Raw genomic sequence first — 16,542 nt, 5'->3', positions numbered from 1 at the left:
ACACATTTAGATGAATTCATATAAAAGCAATTCATTAATTAGCAATCTTTTATATTATTTGCGTCTTAATATATTTTGTTTAAATTTGTGCGGATAAAAGTAGTCTACATAGGACTATTTTGATTCCAAAAGCAATCAAATGGATGAAATGAAAAACACAAAAGTACCACTAAGAATGAGGTCATGGTTCTCATTCTTTCTTTTGTGTTTTTTTCCTTTGTGTATATGGTCCCAAATATATGTAAAAGATAGCTCCTTAATACACATATCAGACAAGGCTGTTATTATCCAAATCCCTCAGGAACCCCAGGCTACAATTTATATTACAGATGGCACTACAGTCGTAAACTTACAGAATTTCTCTTCTGCCAAAGTAGCCTACATCACCAAAGACAGCAATAAAAATAGACAAATCTATGCAGTAGAAAAGGGCGGAAAGGTAGAAAAGAAAAATAAAGAACGAGCAATCATAAAAAAATCGGTATCGGATTTACAAAAAGTCTTTATTAACAATGATCAATCCAATCCCTCGGCTCTGTACATAACAAAAAGTAATCTTGCCACTTCTCCATCTTCAAATAATCAAAAGAAATTTATATCCGATAATAGTCAGAAATACATTGACAACATTATTCCAATAAAAGAAGTAAAAAATAAGGTCAATAAATATGAGAATAAACGGATTTTAGATATTTATCAATGTTGCTCTTTTATACGACCTCCTCCAATATTTGAAATTAAATTTTAAATAATGTGATTTGGACTTAATTGGACATATTAAGTTTAAACAAATACTAATTTATATATAATAACAATGAAATAGTTGATTGGACGACCTTCATTGGCAAAAATAATACTATGATAAAAAAAATTTCTTTTTTACTCGCTTTAGTAGTATTGTCTTGGGGCAATCTGCTTAAAGCACAATACGGTCCAAACGATGATTTGGATGGGGATGGCATTATTAACGCCATCGATTTAGATGACGACAATGATGGGATATTAGACTGTGAAGAAAACGGTTTTACAGGCCCCGTAAGTACCTATTTCCAATTGAATGGAACTGCAACCAATTCTGATTATTATGAAATAACCTTGACAACTGCTTCTAATAGCCAGTCTGGTCAAGCTTGGTCTAAAGGAAAGATTGATTTTTCTAAAAGTTTTCAGTTAAGATTTCAAGCAAATTTAGGAACTAATATTTCAGGAGCCGATGGCATAGCTATTGTCTTCCAAAATTCTTCTGCAGGTACCAGCGCAACAGGTGCTGATGGCGATGGTTTGGGAGCAAGAGGTATTGCCAACGGTATTGCATTGGAATTGGACACATACGCCAACACCGGCTCTCCGGCCTATGATCCCACAGGAAGCAACGGACATGGAAGAATTTGGAAAACATCTAATCAATCCAATCTTACCAATAATATTGAACTGGGGAACTTAAAAGACGGTCAATGGAGATTGGTAGAAATTACCTGGAATGCTGACACTCAAACCATTTCATATACGGTTGATGGCACTAATGCCGGTACTTATACATTTAATTCGGGGGGAATTGTCAGCGAAATTTTTGGCGGAGCCACTAATGTATATTTTGGATATACAGCATCAACGGGAGGATTTAACAACTTGCAGAAAATCAAGTTTGTAGATCCCTGCCTGGATTTGCCCATTGAAATGGACAGTGACAATGACGGTATTCCGGACTATTTGGATTTGGATTCGGACAATGACGGCTGTCCCGATGCCATTGAAGGAGGCGGCAGTTTTACAAGTGCAAATTTAGTTACTGCAGGCGGTAGTTTATCTGCCGGCACAGGTTCATCTGTCAATCAGAATCTTTGTGCATCAAGCAATTGTGTAGACAGCAACGGAATACCAACTATTGCAGGAGCTTCGGGACAAACTTATGGTACATCTAAAGATGCAACTGTTAATAGTTGCTATTGTTACAAACCCGCCGCAACATCCGGGACAGTCTTAGATACCAATCATGGCATTACAGCTCTTAGCAGAGCCGGTGCAGGCGATGCAGATCAATGGCCTATGGTTCGTAAAGGTGCATGGACAGCTTTAGAATCAAAAGAAAAAGGATTTGTGATTAATAGAATTCCCACAACTGCACAGGTAGAAGCTATCTCCAATCCGGTGGAAGGTATGATGGTATATGATGAAGAAGCAGATTGTCTGAAAATCTATACCACCACAGATGGCACTACATTCAGCTGGCAATGTTTTAATACCCAAGCGTGCCCAAATTAATAAAAACACAAATGTTTATATAGAACTTAAAGGAAGGCTTTCAACCATTGTGTTAAAAGCCTCCGAAAAGTTCGGTTCAACTAAATTTTATACAATGAAAAAAATCACAATAATATTTACAATCTTTATTGCCTCTTTATCAACAGCACAAGTGGCAATTGGTAAGACTGGAATAACAAAATTAGCAGATGGTATTACGCCAAACCCAAGTATTTCACTGGAATTTTACGATTCCGCAGATAATACAAGAGGAATTGTTGTCCCTTGGGTATCAACAGTTACCAATAATCCTGTATCATATAATTCCGTAACCAAAACAGGTTATCGGGGAATGCAGGGTACGGTAGTTGATGGCACCATCATCTTTGATCTTTCAGACAAAAAAATGAAATACAGGAAAGCGGGTGCTTGGTTTGATCTTACGGGAAGCCCTACTTTTCCATTAATAGTGAAAGATGCATCTAATAACGATGTTACGTTCACGGCTTTCAACACTATTGATTCCTCTTTGCAAGACAATAAAAATGAGCAGGAAAATGCCAAAGCAGCCATCGGAATCAATGGAGCTACAGATACCACTACAGGAACCTTAGTCCTAACTGATACGGATAAAGCAATGGTTTTGCCAAAGGTGGCGAGTCCGCATGTTAATATCATCAATCCTGCACCGGGAATGATGGTATATGATACAACTGCTAAACAATTAGCAGTTTATAATGGTACGGTTTGGAGTTTCTGGAAACCGTAATACAACTAAATATACGATGATTTCAAGTTTGCAGGTATTTTATAATACCTGCAAACAGTTTTACATGAATTGATATGAACTTCAAAAACATCCACATAGGACAAATGATTGAAAAAAGAATTGCAGAAAGCGGGATAGAACTATCTCGCATCTGTAATTTCTTTAAATGCACGAAAGAGGAAATTCAGAAAATGTATCAAGCCAAAAGTTTGGATACGGAGGTTTTGTTGCGTTGGAGCAAATTATTGGAATATGATTTTTTCAGGATATATTCTCAACATCTGATCCTCTATGCTCCTCCTTCTGCCGGAAAAGAAAAAGGAAACAAAAAATCAAACCTTCCGAGGTTCCGTAAAAATATTTACACCAAAGAAGTGATCGACTTTATTATTGAACAGATAGAGACCGGTGAAATGACGAAAAATGAAGTAATGGCAAGATATAACATCCCAAAAACGACCTTATACAAATGGATCAGCAAGCACAAATAAAAACTCCCAATTACAAACGCATTTATTCGGATATCCTTGAAAAAAAATATCCGGAGAAAAAAGAAGTGTGTAACTATATTATCGAAAAAGAAAACTTATCATCCTTTGATATCATTTCACTTAATGAAAAAATCTTCGGTGCAAACCCGATACAAAACCAGAAACTTCGTTCCTACTCCCAATCCGACATTCTCAAAATACTGGACTTCCAGAAAAAGAACAACCTGAACAATTCTGAATTAGCAAATCATTTCAGATTAAGCAGAAACACCGTAACGAAATGGAAGAAAATGTTTCTTCCCTAAATTATAAATTATCATTACCTAACATCAAAAACAAAATATCATGGCATCACAATCAGAAGTAGGGCACGCCAAAAATGTAGCCAACCTGCAAAAGCTAACCGAACAAGTCACCGTATATACCTTATACAATCCACCTGTAGAAAACCTGACAATCGTAAGTCTTCAAACACTTTACACAACAGCTTCTACAAAACTTACCGAAGTCGAAGAAAAACGAAACGCCAACAAAAATGCGATTGCATTACGCCAAACTGCATTTGAAAACCTAAAACCAACTTGCACCAAAATCATCAATCATTTAGGAATTTTGGGATTAGCAGAAGGAATATTGGAACAGGCAAAATCTTTAAATCGAGTGATCCAAGGAGGACAAAAGAAAACCACCACTCCACCCGATGAAAACGGACAACCAGCACCAACCGTTTCCACATCCCGACAATCTTACACACAAATGGCGGATAATTTTGGGATTTTGTTACAGTTATTGGCAACCATTCCAACATATGATCCCAACGAAGACGAGTTGAAGTTAACAAATCTAACAACCTATCAAGCATCATTGATGAGTGCTACTCAATCCGTAGACCAAACCGAAGCAGAACTCAACATCAAACTAATAGAACGGGACAACATTTTATACGCAGACGGAACAGGACTCTACACCATTGCTCAAAACGTCAAAAAATATGTAAAAAGCCTTTACGGAGCCACCTCTCCCGAATATGCAAATGGGTCTTCAATTAAGTTTACCACTCAAAAGTAGTATTGCAGCAGGAAGATTTTCAATTAGACCATCTTGATTTTATATTCTTGTATCCTAACGGAATATTCTGTTAGGATTTTTTTATATTCTTACGTTTATAAATTATATTGGCACGATGTGTAGTTATATTCTTGCATTTGTAAATTATATTTTCGTGTTTGTAATTTATATTGGAGCGTTTGAAAGTTCTATTTTCGTGTTTGTAAATTACATTCTTCCGATTGTAAACAATATTCTTACATAATTGAAAATCAGACTTGCAAAAAAGTCCACCGTAAAGGAAAAAGCACATTTGCAGTCCGCTCCACCAGCCGCAAAACCAAAGACTGCAAAAGAGCTTTTCCCGTTCCTCTTTTTCCCACCGTCAAAAAAGAATAAATTTCCCTCCGCTACTCCTGCATATTTACAAACTGTATGAACAAAAAGCACTGCATATAACAGTGTATTGGCAAAATGCGGGATTTTGTAAACGTTGAAATTTTGTAAAAATATTCCGCCGAATGCTTTTCAATTCTGCGATTTTTTGTAAGTTAGCAGAAGTGAAAAAGCATCGGCTACGTTTCTGAATTCTTGAACTTTCAGTCCTTCGAATTCCCGCACTTCGCCAATACTTTTTCCGTTACCTGCAATTTTTCCAAACATAACGCAAATGAGCATCAATAAAGAAGAAAATTGGAAATCATTTTTCAAAGACAAATTAAAAGAATCAAATTTATATTGTCGAATTGATCATGGAAAACATGGAGATACTGATATAGAAGAATATATATCAATAAATCAAAATGAAAAAACGAAAATAAAAATTGGATATTTAGGTGACAAATTAATTTGGATGCATTTTGAAAATCCAAAAACAATTGGTTTTACGAAACAACAAGAAATTGAATATTTTTATGCCAACGATTTTACAGAAAATGAATCGTACGGAAATCCAGGTCTAGAATTTAACGAAATTAACAAGAACGCCATAAATAATCAACTTGACAACGGATTAAAAGGAACTGAAGTCCAATTTTATAAAAATGGAAAATTATTTAAGTCAAAAATATATATTGATGAACAAGATGAATATTCAACAACTATAAATTTTGAAAAAAAGACTTTTTGGGAGAATTTAAAATCACTTTTCAAAAATAGTAACAACGAAATTATTACAGAAAAGCGAATAGAATTAAGAGAAATATTTGGAGGAATAAAGAAATAAAAAAACTGCAGGTAACATTGTATTGGCAAAATGCGGGGTTTAAGGGTAAGTTGAACTACTCTACTTTTTTATTCGCCGCTGCTTTTCATATTGTTTTTTTTCTTAATTTAGACAATCTGAAAAAGCATCGGCTTCGCTCAGTCTGAATTGAACTTTCAGTTAAATCCAGCCCGCACTTCGCCAATACTTTTTCCGTTACCTGTAATTTTTCAAAACAGAAGGTTTAATGAAATATCGAGCAAGTGTAGAAAATTTTTTTGATGAAAACAATTTTTTCTTATTTCGAATAAAAGAGTTAGGAAAATGGAGATTTTTTAAATATAAAAGCACATTTCAAATTGTAGACATAAACGATAAAATATTACTCGAATATCAATTTACAAGAGGTCTTTTTAATACTTCACGAAAAAATTTTATAATTAATGAACAAAATTTGTCAGAAAACATAGAATTTCTCGAAAAGCAAAATTCAATAGAATTATCTGTCAGAAATAATATTATTTCAATAGAAACAAAAAGCAAACTTATGGGTTTTTATGAAGGCAAAATTCAAATAAATGGAAATAATTTTGGAGTTGTAAAACAGACTGGAAAATTTTTAAATCCTATAAACTATAATTTTGAATTCTCATCCAAAAGTCCGTTTGAAATTTATGCATTAATACTTTTTGCAATAATATCTACTGAATTAAATATTGGTGCATAAAAACTACAGCTAACATTGTATTGGCAAAATGCGGGGTTAAGTCTGAGTTGAACTACTCTACTTTTTTAGTCGCAACTTGCTTTTCATATTGATTATTTTTGTAATTTAACAATCTGAAAAAGCAATTTGCTTCGTACAGTCTTTCTTGAACTTTTCGTTCTTCGAAAGCCCGCACTTCGCCAATACTTTTTCGTTAGCTGTAATTTCAAAAAAAAATCATCCATAAATGAAAAATTCAATAAAATTGAGAACTTTGGTTTCCTTAAGTTTTATGATTTTTTTACTTCCATTTTTACAAACTTGTTCTGATAGTAAATTAGAAAAGTTGCCTATTCATAAAGTAGAAACTGTAGAAATAACTCAATTAGAAAATGGAAAAGTTATAAATTCCCCTACTGCTGAAACTGAAGTAATTAAGAATAATAAACAAAGAGATCAGGAATTTACTGAAGCTAAGAAAAAAAGCACCCTAAACTTTTATGAACTAATATTTCAGGTTTTTGGAGAAATAAAATTGAAATCAATTTTAGATGATAAAACTTTTTATCCATTATTTGGATTTTTGTTAATTTTACTAAACTCAGCTGTAATATTAATTTTTACTTTTATCAATAATTACAGACTAACCTTCAAATTGGGTATTTTAAATTTTGGAATTTTAATTTTATCAACATTTGGATTAATTATTACAGAAATTGTTGAAAATATAAATCAATTTAAAATTGGTTATTATTTGTTTGCAATAAATTCAATTTTCATAATTATGATTTCAAAAAAACAATTGAAAAAGCAAAGAAACTACAGCTAACATTGTATTGGCAAAATGCGGGGTTAAATCAAAGTTGAAAAGCATCAACAATTTACACGCAAAAATGCTTTTCATCTTGATTTTATTTGTAATTTAACAATCTGAAAAAGCATTTTGCTCACCACAGTCTGAATTAAACTTTCAGTTAAATCCAGCCCGCACTTCGCAAATACTTTTTCGTTACACGCAATAGATTAGCGCGTTTTCGGATAATAATTTCTCTTTTTTTAACATTTATATTTTTGGTTTTTATAAGAAAAAATTCAGTAGAAATATTGGGTTTAAAAAGTTCTTAAATTTTCTTGGAAACACTTTTCTCGACAAATAAATTTCGAGTTTTTTTCGCTTAAAATTTTCTAACGTTTTAAGCTTCTTCTACTCTTTTCTTTTTTTATAATTGAAATTTTTCTCATTTGAAAAAATCAGAAAATATCAACTTCAGAAACCATAGTTGAAAAATTTATCATTTTAATATTTTCATAAAAATAACTTTTATTTTTTACGAATTTTCAATTTTACTTTTCGCAGAAACCATCGAGAAAAATTTCAGATAATTGAGTTTTAAATTTTGCTGGAAAAATGCAGTTTGAAAACTGGTTAAGCTTCGTTTTATTCATCTGATTTGTTTGTGATTTAATTGCTCATAATTTTTTAGAACTATTTTTCAGCGTTGAAAAGTTCTCATTTTCTACTGCGCGTAACAATGTATTGGCAAAATGCGGGATTTAGGGAAGAATTGAAAAGCAGAAAAAATAATCCGCTCATGCTTTTCAATTCCACTTTTTTTTCTTATTTTAGTGTACTTGAAAAAGCATTCGCTACGCTTGGTCGTTCTTGAACTTTCAGTTCTTCGAAAGCCCGCACTTCGCCAATACTTTTTCCGTTAGCAGAAATTTATCACCAAACAGCATGACAAAGAAAATCATTCCATTAATATTAATCTTAAGTGTTCAAACTTTTGCACAAAAAGTTTTATTTGATACACTAAAAATTGATAATACTACTAAGATAATTGGACGATATCCTCAATTTGACAAAAACAAAACTTATGAGAATTATAATTTTGTAATTGAAGACCAAAGTCAAATTGAAAAATTTACAAAAAATATAAAGCTTGGAGAAGAAGTTCCAAACTCATTGGAAAATCCAAATTTTAAACTTACTGTAATTAAAAATTATAAAGAAATAGGTTCTTGGACAATTAATCCTACTCAGAAAAGTGCTATGACACATGACGGTCATACATATAAATTCGATTTAAATCAAATTTCGGAATTAAACAAAACTAATCCTTTTGATTATGAATTTAAGAAAGTGAAATTTAATTCAAAAGAAAATTACAAATCCTTTCTTTTAGAACAGAAAAAGAATCCAAAATATTTATTTAATTATTCACCGCAATTTAAATATGAGGGAAGTTTCAAAATGGAATTTAAAAAATCTTCAGAGTTCCCACATCCAAAAGGTATTAGCGAGTATTTAGATCCGTTGATTGAAAAAATTACAAAAAAGGGAGAATACAGTGTTAGCTATGTTTTAGATGAAAAAAATATGAGTAACCGTGAACAATATACCATGACAATTCAAGGAACAAAGGAACTTTATGAAAAACTGAAAGTCAAAGGTATAAAAAACCAAGATTGGAAGGTAACAGAAGAAGAAGGAACATTCTTTTACAAAAAATAAACTTCTGCTAACATAGGTTTTGCAAAATGCTGGATTTAGGGAACGTTGAAATTTTGTAAAAATATTCCGCCGAATGCTTTTCAATTCTGCAATTTTTTGTAAGTTAGCAGAAGTGAAAAAGCATCGGCTACGTTTCTGAATTCTTGAACATTCAGTCCTTCGAATTCCCGCACTTCGCCAATACTTTTTCCGTTAGCAGAAATATTATCCCAACAATATGTTTAAAAATCTATTTTCAAGTGAAAAAACTAAAAGTATTTTTCTAGTTCTACCTGAAATAAACTTTGAAAGCGAAGATGAATATTTTGATATCCTAAAAACTCATTCTGTGAGCAAAGAGACCGCATTAAAATTTGATGAATTTCGGGAATTAATTTTTGAAGATGAAAAATTGACTAAAATGTTTGATTATGAAAATCAGGAAAAACATAATAGAATTTTATTGAAAAAAGAGAAAAATCTTACTTTCAGAAAATTTAAAGAACATACATTTTCTAATATTAATCTTTCAGAGAATGGAATTAACCAACTTGGAGGAACACCACCACCTGAAATTTCTTTTATAAATAATTCAAATATCAAATTTCAATATTTAGGTTTTATCAGTCAAAGAAATAAATATTTGGATTATTTGACTTCACCATTACACCTTTTTGTTCCAGTTTACACAGATTTTACAAAAATTTATTTGGACTACAGTAAAGAGAATGTAATTTCAATTCTAGATACAGATGATGAATTGGAAGAATTAGAATATCTATACGATGAATTAGAAGAAAATAATCAAAATGTAATTTACAAAACTTTGAAATTCAATTTCCATGAATCTGATGAATTAGGAGAAATTGGTCATTCGGGAATTCCACTATGGGTGCAATATCCTGAAATTCCAAAATGTCCAAAAACTAATGAAACTATGAATTTCATATTACAATTGAATAGCGGCCCCGAAATTACTAGTTCTCCTGTAAATTTTCCTGAAGAAAATCTTCAATTCGGCAGTGGAAATGGAAACTTGTATGTTTTTTACTCACCAAAATCTAATATTGCCTGTTATCTTTTTCAAGGAAGTTAAAAAATACTTCTGCTAACATTGTATTGGCAAAATGCGGGGTGAAGCTCTAAGTTGAACTATTTGTAATATTTAGCCGTCAATATTTTCCAATTCCACATTTTTGTTTAACTTAGTTCCATTGAAAAAATATTGGCTACGCCCGAACTTTCTTGAACTTTTAGTTCTTCGAAAGCCCGCACTTCGCCAATACTTTTTCCGTTAGCAGAAATCGCATCCAAGCTTTCCGCTTTAAAAATATTTCAGAATAAACTTGCAAATTGATAACTTTTAAGTTAACTTTGTAACATGAATTTTGAGAGAAAAATTATTTTCTACGAACGGTATTTTGTTAATTTCTATTTGGAACAAAACGAAAAAGTTCAAGAGAAAATTGAATATGTTTTTAAACTTGTCAGAACAGTTCAAAATGTTCCGAAGAAGTTTTTGCAACATATGGCAGAAACAGACGGACTTTACGAAATTCGAATTGAGTTTGAAAGTAATATTTATAGAATTTTTTGCTGTTTTGATAAAGGAAATTTAGTTGTTTTGTTCAACGCTTTCCAAAAGAAAACTCAAAAAACACCAAAAAAAGAAATTGAATTAGCTCTTAAATTGAAAAATAAATATTTAAATTCTAAAAAATAGAAAATGAAAAATAAAATAAGTGATGTGAATAATTTCGATGAATTATTAAACATCAAATACGGGGAAATAGGAACTGAAAAACGCGATGAATTCGAAGAAAAAGCACAATATTTTGTAATTAGTGAAATGTTGAAAGAAGCACGTAAAGAAGCGAAAATGACACAAGAGCAACTTGCTGAAAAAGTTGGAACTAAGAAAAGTTATATTTCAAGATTGGAAAATGGTAAATGTGATATTCAACTTTCAACTTTATATAAAATTTTTGAGTTTGGACTTGGAAGAAGAATTAATTTACTAATTAACTAAAATTGCGACTTCCGCTAACAGTGTATTGGCAAAATGCGGGTTTTTGTAAAAGTTGAATTTTTTGAAAATATCCCGCCGCTGCTTTTTCCTCTATCTTTATAATCTTTCAATGGAATCGGAGATTCTGAGAATTCATATTGTTTTATTCTTTAACTTTAGCAACCTGAAAAAAGCAAAAATTTAATAAAACAAAAAGACACAAATGGAAATACAGATCATAGAAGCATTGAGATTGAAAAACGAGATTTCTAATCATGTTAGAGATTTGGAATTTAATGCAAAAAATAATATGGTGGTAGGAAACATCTATGAAGACGGTGTAAAAACTACAGATGGCGAAGGTTTTCCTTATAAAGAAACAATGGAAAAACTTGAACTTGTTTTGAAGTTTTCGGAAGAAATTAATGGAAAAATAGCCGATTTTAATAGAGTAAATCATATTGATGATTTGATAAGACAGAAGCAAAATCTAAAAATGCTGAAAGAAGTCTATGAAAGTATTTTACCCAAAACCAAACCTACAGCTTCAAACTCTTGGGTTATTTTAGGCGAAGTTCGAAAACAAGTATTAACGGAATACAGACCCTTATTACAATCGAAAGAAATTAAAGAAAAAATAAAAATCTATAAAAACAGCATCAGAGAAATACAAACGAAAGTTGAAAAATTGAATCAAAAAATGATTGAACTCACTTTTGAATATCAGGATGTTGATAATTTGAGTTAGGATAAAAAAATTGGCTTTCAGAAAAGTAAGGACGCAACAAATTGCCGATGAATTTGTGTAGGTTTTTGTCCGAATACAAAATAGGCTGAATAAGCCGAAAAAAAATTGCAACAATTACAGTTACATTGACGTAAAAAGGATAAAAATGTAAACCGTAAAAATGTAAAATTGTAAAACAGTATTGAATTTGGGTTCGACTCCCAAATGTATGTAAAGGGTATGATTTTCCCGAAATTCTGAAAGTTTTTAATCATAGGTAACTTAATAAAAAAACACCACCTCATAATATTGCCTCGGTAAAACATAACGAATTGGTTCGACAACAGAAGGGAGCTCAAATGCAGAGAGAAGGTGTAGAATTTAAAAAGCAGAAAATTCATGAAACAATTACAATTAATATCTTTTTTAGTATTATTACTAACAAATTGTCTTCCACTATTAGCTCAAAAAAACAACTCAATTTCAAAATACGAAGTAAAAGATAATACAGGAAAAACCATTACAATTTTAAGTGATACTAAAGGAACTCTAGATGAAAAATCATATGACAACTTGATTAGCCAATTGAATGAAATTTCAAGTTCTAAAATTGATAAATCTAAAAATATTATTATTAATTATATTGATGACAATCCACGAATCAATAATAAAAACTATCAGGTTCCTTGGGATATTTTTAACAGAAATTTAAGTTCAAAATCAAATAAAACCAAGCAATGCTCACATTTTTGGGTTATAAATAAAAAAGTAACAAATTTATATTATTATCACGGTAATAAAATTAATTGGCTAAAAGACCAGAATTCAATAATAAAAAAAATATTTTTTAATTATGAGAGTTTGAATGGTGGTTTTGTAATCATAAAACCCAATAAAGAATATTATCTAAAAAATGGAGAATATTCAAAAAAAGAGCTATTAAGCGTTTACAAAGATTTTTAATAAAAAAATCTTTGTAAACCTTAATTAACAAAATTCAGGAGTAATCACAAGTTCTGCAATACCCTATTCCTTTCGCTACTGATATTTTCCAATTTTTTGTAATGCAGTGAAATGTTATTCATTATTTTGAAATTAATAAAGCTTTTGTAAAAATTACTTTTACACTCTTATACAAAAAAAATCATCGATTTTGAAATTGAAAAAGTGTTTAAATAATTTAGTACGATTGGTATTGTTCCTGCTATATTAATAGCTCGTACAGAAACTATTTTATCAATCTTAAAAAACGTAAAATGGCATTAAATTTCAAAACAACTTTTGTGTTAATCCTGTCAAATGGATTCTTTTTATTATCTTGTAAAAATACGCAACAACATATTCATAAAAAGATTATTGAAATAGCTAAAGAAAAGCTATCTACAACAGATTTGTCCGTAAGTGAAATAGCCTACGAATTGGGTTTTGAACATTCGCAGTCTTTTAATAAGCTATTCAAATCCAAAACTCAAGTAACGCCATTGGAATATCGCAAATCCTTTCTTTAAATTTTATATTTATAACCTGTTTTTAAGATAAAGATTATAAAAAAACATCAACAAACTGAGTAAGAAAATAATGCAGCAGTTAAATCAAAACAGAATATCATCACCCATCATATGAGTGATTTTGAGCTTAATAATATTTCTTTTTCAACCATAAACTTGCTTTTACCAATAGAATCAAAACAGGAACTTCTACCAAAGGACCAATAACACCAACAAATGCTTGAGGAGAATGAAGTCCAAAAACAGCAATAGAAACAGCAATAGCTAACTCGAAATTATTACCAGTGGCAGTAAATGCGATAGATGCGTTTTTATCATAAGGAATCTTTACAGATTTATTAAGAAAGAAACTCACAAAAAACATCAATACAAAGTAGATAATTAAAGGTATTGCAATTTTTAAAACATCCATTGGTAATTCTAAAATTTGATCTCCTTTTAAACTAAACATTAATACAATTGTAAATAATAATGCATATAATGTTATTGGAGAAATAGCAGGAATAAATTTGTGATGATACCATTCTTTACCTTTAAATTTCATTAAAAAATAGCGACTTAAAAAGCCTGCTAAAAATGGAATTCCTAAATATATGACAACACTTTCTGTAACGTCTTTCATAGAAACGCTGACATTAAAGGTGGCTAATCCTAATTTGTTTGGTAACACATTGATAAAAAGCCATACGAAAAAACTGTACGATAATACTTGAAAAATAGAGTTTAATGCTACCAACATCGCTGTGTATTCTCTATTTGCTTTGGCCAGATCACTCCAAACAATAACCATTGCGATACATCTTGCTAATCCTATCAGAATTAAACCAATCATATAATCAGGTTCGTTTTGTAAGAAAATAATTGCCAAAACAAACATCAAGATTGGCCCAATAATCCAATTGAGTAACAAGGATATCCCAATCACTTTTTTGTCCTTAAATGCAGTTGGAAGCAAAGAATAATCGACTTTTGCTAAAGGCGGATACATCATTAAAATAAGTCCAATTGCTAACGGAATATTTGTTGTGCCTACGGATAAAGCATTGGTAAAATTTGAACTATTCGGAAAAATAACGCCTAAACCAATTCCTAATGCCATTGCAAGGAATATCCAGAGAGTAAGGTATCGGTCTAAGAATTTTAATTTTGGTTGCATTTTTATTTATTGATTTTTGAAAAGACATAAAACATTTCTGTGGCGATTTGCCAACTTCGTTCTGTGTAAACTTTATCTTGTTCAGGGGTATTATCTGCAATTTTAGGATCTTCAAAAGTTATGGGAATTCTTTTTTCTGCACCTGCTACAAAAGGGCATTCCTTGTCTGCATGTGAACAAGTCAGAATGGCTGCAAATTTTGAAACTGGATTGTAAAGACTATCATATTTTTTAGAAAAACCAATAATAGGCCGCGCATTTTCATCAAACTTAATAGCATAAATTGGATTGTTACTTTCCGCTATTTTTAGAATTTGAAAACCTTGCTGACTTAATGTTTCTACGATTTTTGGAAATAAAGCCGTTTCTTCTGTACCACCCGAATAACAATTTACATTGTATATATTAAAATGTGCGGCTGAAACTTGAGCCCAAATTTGTGCAAAATGGCTTCTACGCGAATTGTGGGTGCAAATGAAATTGAGATTTATTTGCTGTTTTTCATTTATTTTATTTTGAATAAAATCTATCAATGGCTCTAGTAGAATTTTTCGGTCTTCGTTAATTTTTAATAAATGAAAACTTTCTACTGTTTTTTTTATCGCTGGGTACATAGATCTAATTGATTTCGAAATGCTTAGACAAAAAATCTTCAATTTCTATAACTGTTTGTTTTGCAGTCCTGTTCACACCTATTAACGTTGCGGAAGCGTAACCCGACCAATTCCCATACCCAACAAACCACAAGCCTTCAACTTCTAAAGATTTGGTTTCATTGGTTTTAGCCGCTCCTTTCTCATCTGTTTTTACTAAGGATTTTAGGAAAGAAGTATCGTAACCAAAGCCTGTGCACCAAATAATAGCATCAAATTCTTCTTGATTGCCATCATTCCAAATCACTCCTTTTTCGTATAATTCGAGGAATGAGCCATTGGAAATTAAAGCTCCTCTTTCACGAGCTTCTTTTACAGGTGGAACCATTACAACACTACCTAAACTATACTGTGAAGCGTCAAAGACTTTGCCCTCTAATTCTGCTTTATATTTTGCATTAGCTACTTTAAAAAGATAATATCCATCTACTTCATCTGGTAAAAAATCAGGAGCTTTTTTTGTTGCCCATTTTACTGATGTAATTTTTGAAACTTCAGCGACAATTTGAGCACCCGAATTACCTTCTCCAACAACTAGGGTTTTTAAGCCGTTAAATTTCTCTGGATTTTTATAGTTACTAGAATGAATTTGAATTCCCTTGTATTTTTCTATTCCTTTTGTATGGGGAATAAAAGGATTCCCCCACGTTCCAGTTGCAGAAATAACAGCTTTGGTTTTAAAGAAACTTTGGCGCGTATGAACGTAAAAAATACCATCAACTTTTTTAATTTCAATAACTTCACTATTCCGTTTGATATGAAGTTGATAATGCTTTTCGTACTGTTCTAAATAATCTATAACCTGTTGTTTCTGTGGAAATTTATGTTCTGTTTTTGGCATTATCCATCCAGGCAACGAGCTGTAATCTGCTGGAGAAAAAAGCGTTAAACTATCCCAAGCATGAAGCCAAGCGCCTCCAGGAGTATTTTGTTTATCTAAAATAAGATAATTCAATTTTGCACGTCGTAGATAATAGCCACACGCCAATGCACTTTGACCGCCACCAATAACAATAACATCAAAAATATCCTCCATTTCGTTGATTTTTATTGATTTATTTTACATTCTTAGCAACAACCCGAATTAGGTGTACAACAAGTATTGTTTAGTTCCGACAAATTCACTTTTTGTTTTTGGCTAGGAATTCCACACGCATCTTCTGCTAAACATGCCGTTGTTTTGTTTTTTAAAACAAAAGATTTTCCGTTAAAATCTAAATCAAATTTTCCAATCGTTTCGGCTTGATACTCTACTTCAATTTCAGCATTTTCAATACCTAATTTTTCCTCGGATAATTGAATGATGTTTAATAGTTTACCTGGTTTTAGACGATGTTCGTAATCATCTGCATTCCATAACTGAAAGTTAACTACTTTTTCGTTCCGAATGGTTCCACCACAATCGATAAAGTTTTTTGTAATTTGACCAACTTCTGTTACGTGAAAGTGTTCGGGAACAAAAGTCCCATTTTCTAATTGAAATTCAACATTCTCTAATGTTGGTAGAATTTCTTTAATTTGTTCAAGTGTCATAGCTT

At 31.4% G+C, this 16,542-nt stretch carries 20 protein-coding genes and 1 pseudogene; 16 read left to right on the top strand and 5 right to left on the bottom strand.

Translation table 11 applies throughout. From position 1 onward, the window contains the following. The first annotated feature begins 139 nt into the window (after positions 1–139). The 6 genes from G6R40_RS01940 (at position 140) to G6R40_RS01915 (ending at position 4,569) form a co-directional block, all read left to right on the top strand. Positions 140–748, top strand: a complete 609-nt coding sequence (locus G6R40_RS01940) for a hypothetical protein (RefSeq protein ID WP_165131052.1) — start codon at positions 140–142, stop codon at positions 746–748. Positions 749–858: 110 nt separating this feature from the next. Continuing rightward, positions 859–2,262, top strand: coding sequence for a lectin-like domain-containing protein (locus G6R40_RS01935; RefSeq protein ID WP_165131050.1), 1,404 nt, complete (start codon positions 859–861; stop codon positions 2,260–2,262). A 94-nt stretch (positions 2,263–2,356) separates the two neighbouring features. Beyond that, positions 2,357–3,010 (top strand): hypothetical protein, encoded by a 654-nt coding sequence (locus G6R40_RS01930; RefSeq protein ID WP_165131048.1) that lies wholly within the window; start codon positions 2,357–2,359, stop codon positions 3,008–3,010. A 74-nt stretch (positions 3,011–3,084) separates the two neighbouring features. Continuing rightward, positions 3,085–3,501, top strand: coding sequence for a recombinase family protein (locus G6R40_RS01925; protein ID WP_165131046.1), 417 nt, complete (start codon positions 3,085–3,087; stop codon positions 3,499–3,501). After that, positions 3,480–3,806: a helix-turn-helix domain-containing protein gene (locus tag G6R40_RS01920; RefSeq protein ID WP_165131044.1), complete on the top strand. Its 327-nt coding sequence runs from the start codon at positions 3,480–3,482 to the stop codon at positions 3,804–3,806. The genes G6R40_RS01925 and G6R40_RS01920 overlap by 22 nt, the downstream gene beginning before the upstream one ends. 40 nt (positions 3,807–3,846) lie before the next feature. Further along, a complete protein-coding gene (locus G6R40_RS01915; protein WP_165131042.1) occupies positions 3,847–4,569 on the top strand; it encodes a hypothetical protein in 723 nt (240 codons plus the stop codon). Between the two features lie 507 nt (positions 4,570–5,076). Here G6R40_RS01915 and G6R40_RS15235 read toward each other — a convergent pair. Further along, positions 5,077–5,211: a hypothetical protein gene (locus tag G6R40_RS15235; RefSeq protein WP_262887659.1), complete on the bottom strand. Its 135-nt coding sequence runs from the start codon at positions 5,209–5,211 to the stop codon at positions 5,077–5,079. Positions 5,212–5,218: 7 nt separating this feature from the next. Here G6R40_RS15235 and G6R40_RS01910 point away from each other — a divergent pair, with 7 nt between their 5' ends. From G6R40_RS01910 to G6R40_RS01865, 10 genes and pseudogenes are all read left to right on the top strand, one after another. Next, positions 5,219–5,773, top strand: coding sequence for a hypothetical protein (locus G6R40_RS01910; RefSeq protein WP_165131040.1), 555 nt, complete (start codon positions 5,219–5,221; stop codon positions 5,771–5,773). 226 nt (positions 5,774–5,999) lie between these two features. Further along, positions 6,000–6,479, top strand: coding sequence for a hypothetical protein (locus tag G6R40_RS01905; protein ID WP_165131038.1), 480 nt, complete (start codon positions 6,000–6,002; stop codon positions 6,477–6,479). A 226-nt stretch (positions 6,480–6,705) separates the two neighbouring features. Then, the gene (locus tag G6R40_RS01900) at positions 6,706–7,287 is read left to right on the top strand and encodes a hypothetical protein (protein ID WP_165131036.1); all 582 of its coding nucleotides are present in this window, start codon (positions 6,706–6,708) and stop codon (positions 7,285–7,287) included. A 909-nt stretch (positions 7,288–8,196) separates the two neighbouring features. Next, positions 8,197–8,973 carry a hypothetical protein gene (locus tag G6R40_RS01895; RefSeq protein ID WP_165131034.1) on the top strand — a complete coding sequence of 259 codons (777 nt, stop codon included), beginning with the start codon at positions 8,197–8,199 and terminating at the stop codon, positions 8,971–8,973. 328 nt (positions 8,974–9,301) lie between these two features. Beyond that, positions 9,302–10,048: a hypothetical protein gene (locus G6R40_RS01890; RefSeq protein ID WP_165131032.1), complete on the top strand. Its 747-nt coding sequence runs from the start codon at positions 9,302–9,304 to the stop codon at positions 10,046–10,048. A 339-nt stretch (positions 10,049–10,387) separates the two neighbouring features. Continuing rightward, positions 10,388–10,675 carry a type II toxin-antitoxin system RelE/ParE family toxin gene (locus G6R40_RS01885; protein WP_317164541.1) on the top strand — a complete coding sequence of 96 codons (288 nt, stop codon included), beginning with the start codon at positions 10,388–10,390 and terminating at the stop codon, positions 10,673–10,675. A gap of 3 nt (positions 10,676–10,678) precedes the next feature. Then, positions 10,679–10,981 carry a helix-turn-helix domain-containing protein gene (locus tag G6R40_RS01880; RefSeq protein ID WP_055041225.1) on the top strand — a complete coding sequence of 101 codons (303 nt, stop codon included), beginning with the start codon at positions 10,679–10,681 and terminating at the stop codon, positions 10,979–10,981. Between the two features lie 202 nt (positions 10,982–11,183). Beyond that, entirely contained in the window at positions 11,184–11,708 is a 525-nt protein-coding gene (locus G6R40_RS01875; RefSeq protein ID WP_165131028.1) for a hypothetical protein, read from the top strand. A gap of 378 nt (positions 11,709–12,086) precedes the next feature. Then, positions 12,087–12,650 carry a hypothetical protein gene (locus G6R40_RS01870; RefSeq protein ID WP_165131026.1) on the top strand — a complete coding sequence of 188 codons (564 nt, stop codon included), beginning with the start codon at positions 12,087–12,089 and terminating at the stop codon, positions 12,648–12,650. Between the two features lie 359 nt (positions 12,651–13,009). Beyond that, a pseudogene (locus tag G6R40_RS01865) lies at positions 13,010–13,195 on the top strand (helix-turn-helix domain-containing protein); the annotation flags it as partial. Positions 13,196–13,322: 127 nt separating this feature from the next. Here the strand turns inward: G6R40_RS01865 and arsB are convergent. From arsB to G6R40_RS01845, 4 genes are read right to left on the bottom strand one after another with little or no spacing between them, the layout of a single operon-like run. Then, on the bottom strand, positions 13,323–14,351 hold the full coding sequence (gene arsB / locus G6R40_RS01860) for an ACR3 family arsenite efflux transporter (protein ID WP_165131022.1): 1,029 nt from the start codon (positions 14,349–14,351) through the stop codon (positions 13,323–13,325). A 2-nt stretch (positions 14,352–14,353) separates the two neighbouring features. Beyond that, positions 14,354–14,965 (bottom strand): protein-tyrosine-phosphatase, encoded by a 612-nt coding sequence (locus G6R40_RS01855; protein ID WP_165131020.1) that lies wholly within the window; start codon positions 14,963–14,965, stop codon positions 14,354–14,356. A 4-nt stretch (positions 14,966–14,969) separates the two neighbouring features. Beyond that, on the bottom strand, positions 14,970–16,040 hold the full coding sequence (locus G6R40_RS01850) for an ArsO family NAD(P)H-dependent flavin-containing monooxygenase (protein ID WP_165131018.1): 1,071 nt from the start codon (positions 16,038–16,040) through the stop codon (positions 14,970–14,972). A gap of 32 nt (positions 16,041–16,072) precedes the next feature. After that, a complete protein-coding gene (locus tag G6R40_RS01845; RefSeq protein WP_165131016.1) occupies positions 16,073–16,537 on the bottom strand; it encodes a DUF6428 family protein in 465 nt (154 codons plus the stop codon). Between the last annotated feature and the right edge of the window lie 5 nt (positions 16,538–16,542).

It is taken from the genome of Chryseobacterium sp. POL2 (assembly GCF_011058315.1).
Lineage (GTDB): Bacteria > Bacteroidota > Bacteroidia > Flavobacteriales > Weeksellaceae > Soonwooa.
The sequence above is the reverse complement of the archived record's forward strand: the minus strand, read 5'-3'. Positions and strand labels throughout refer to the sequence as shown.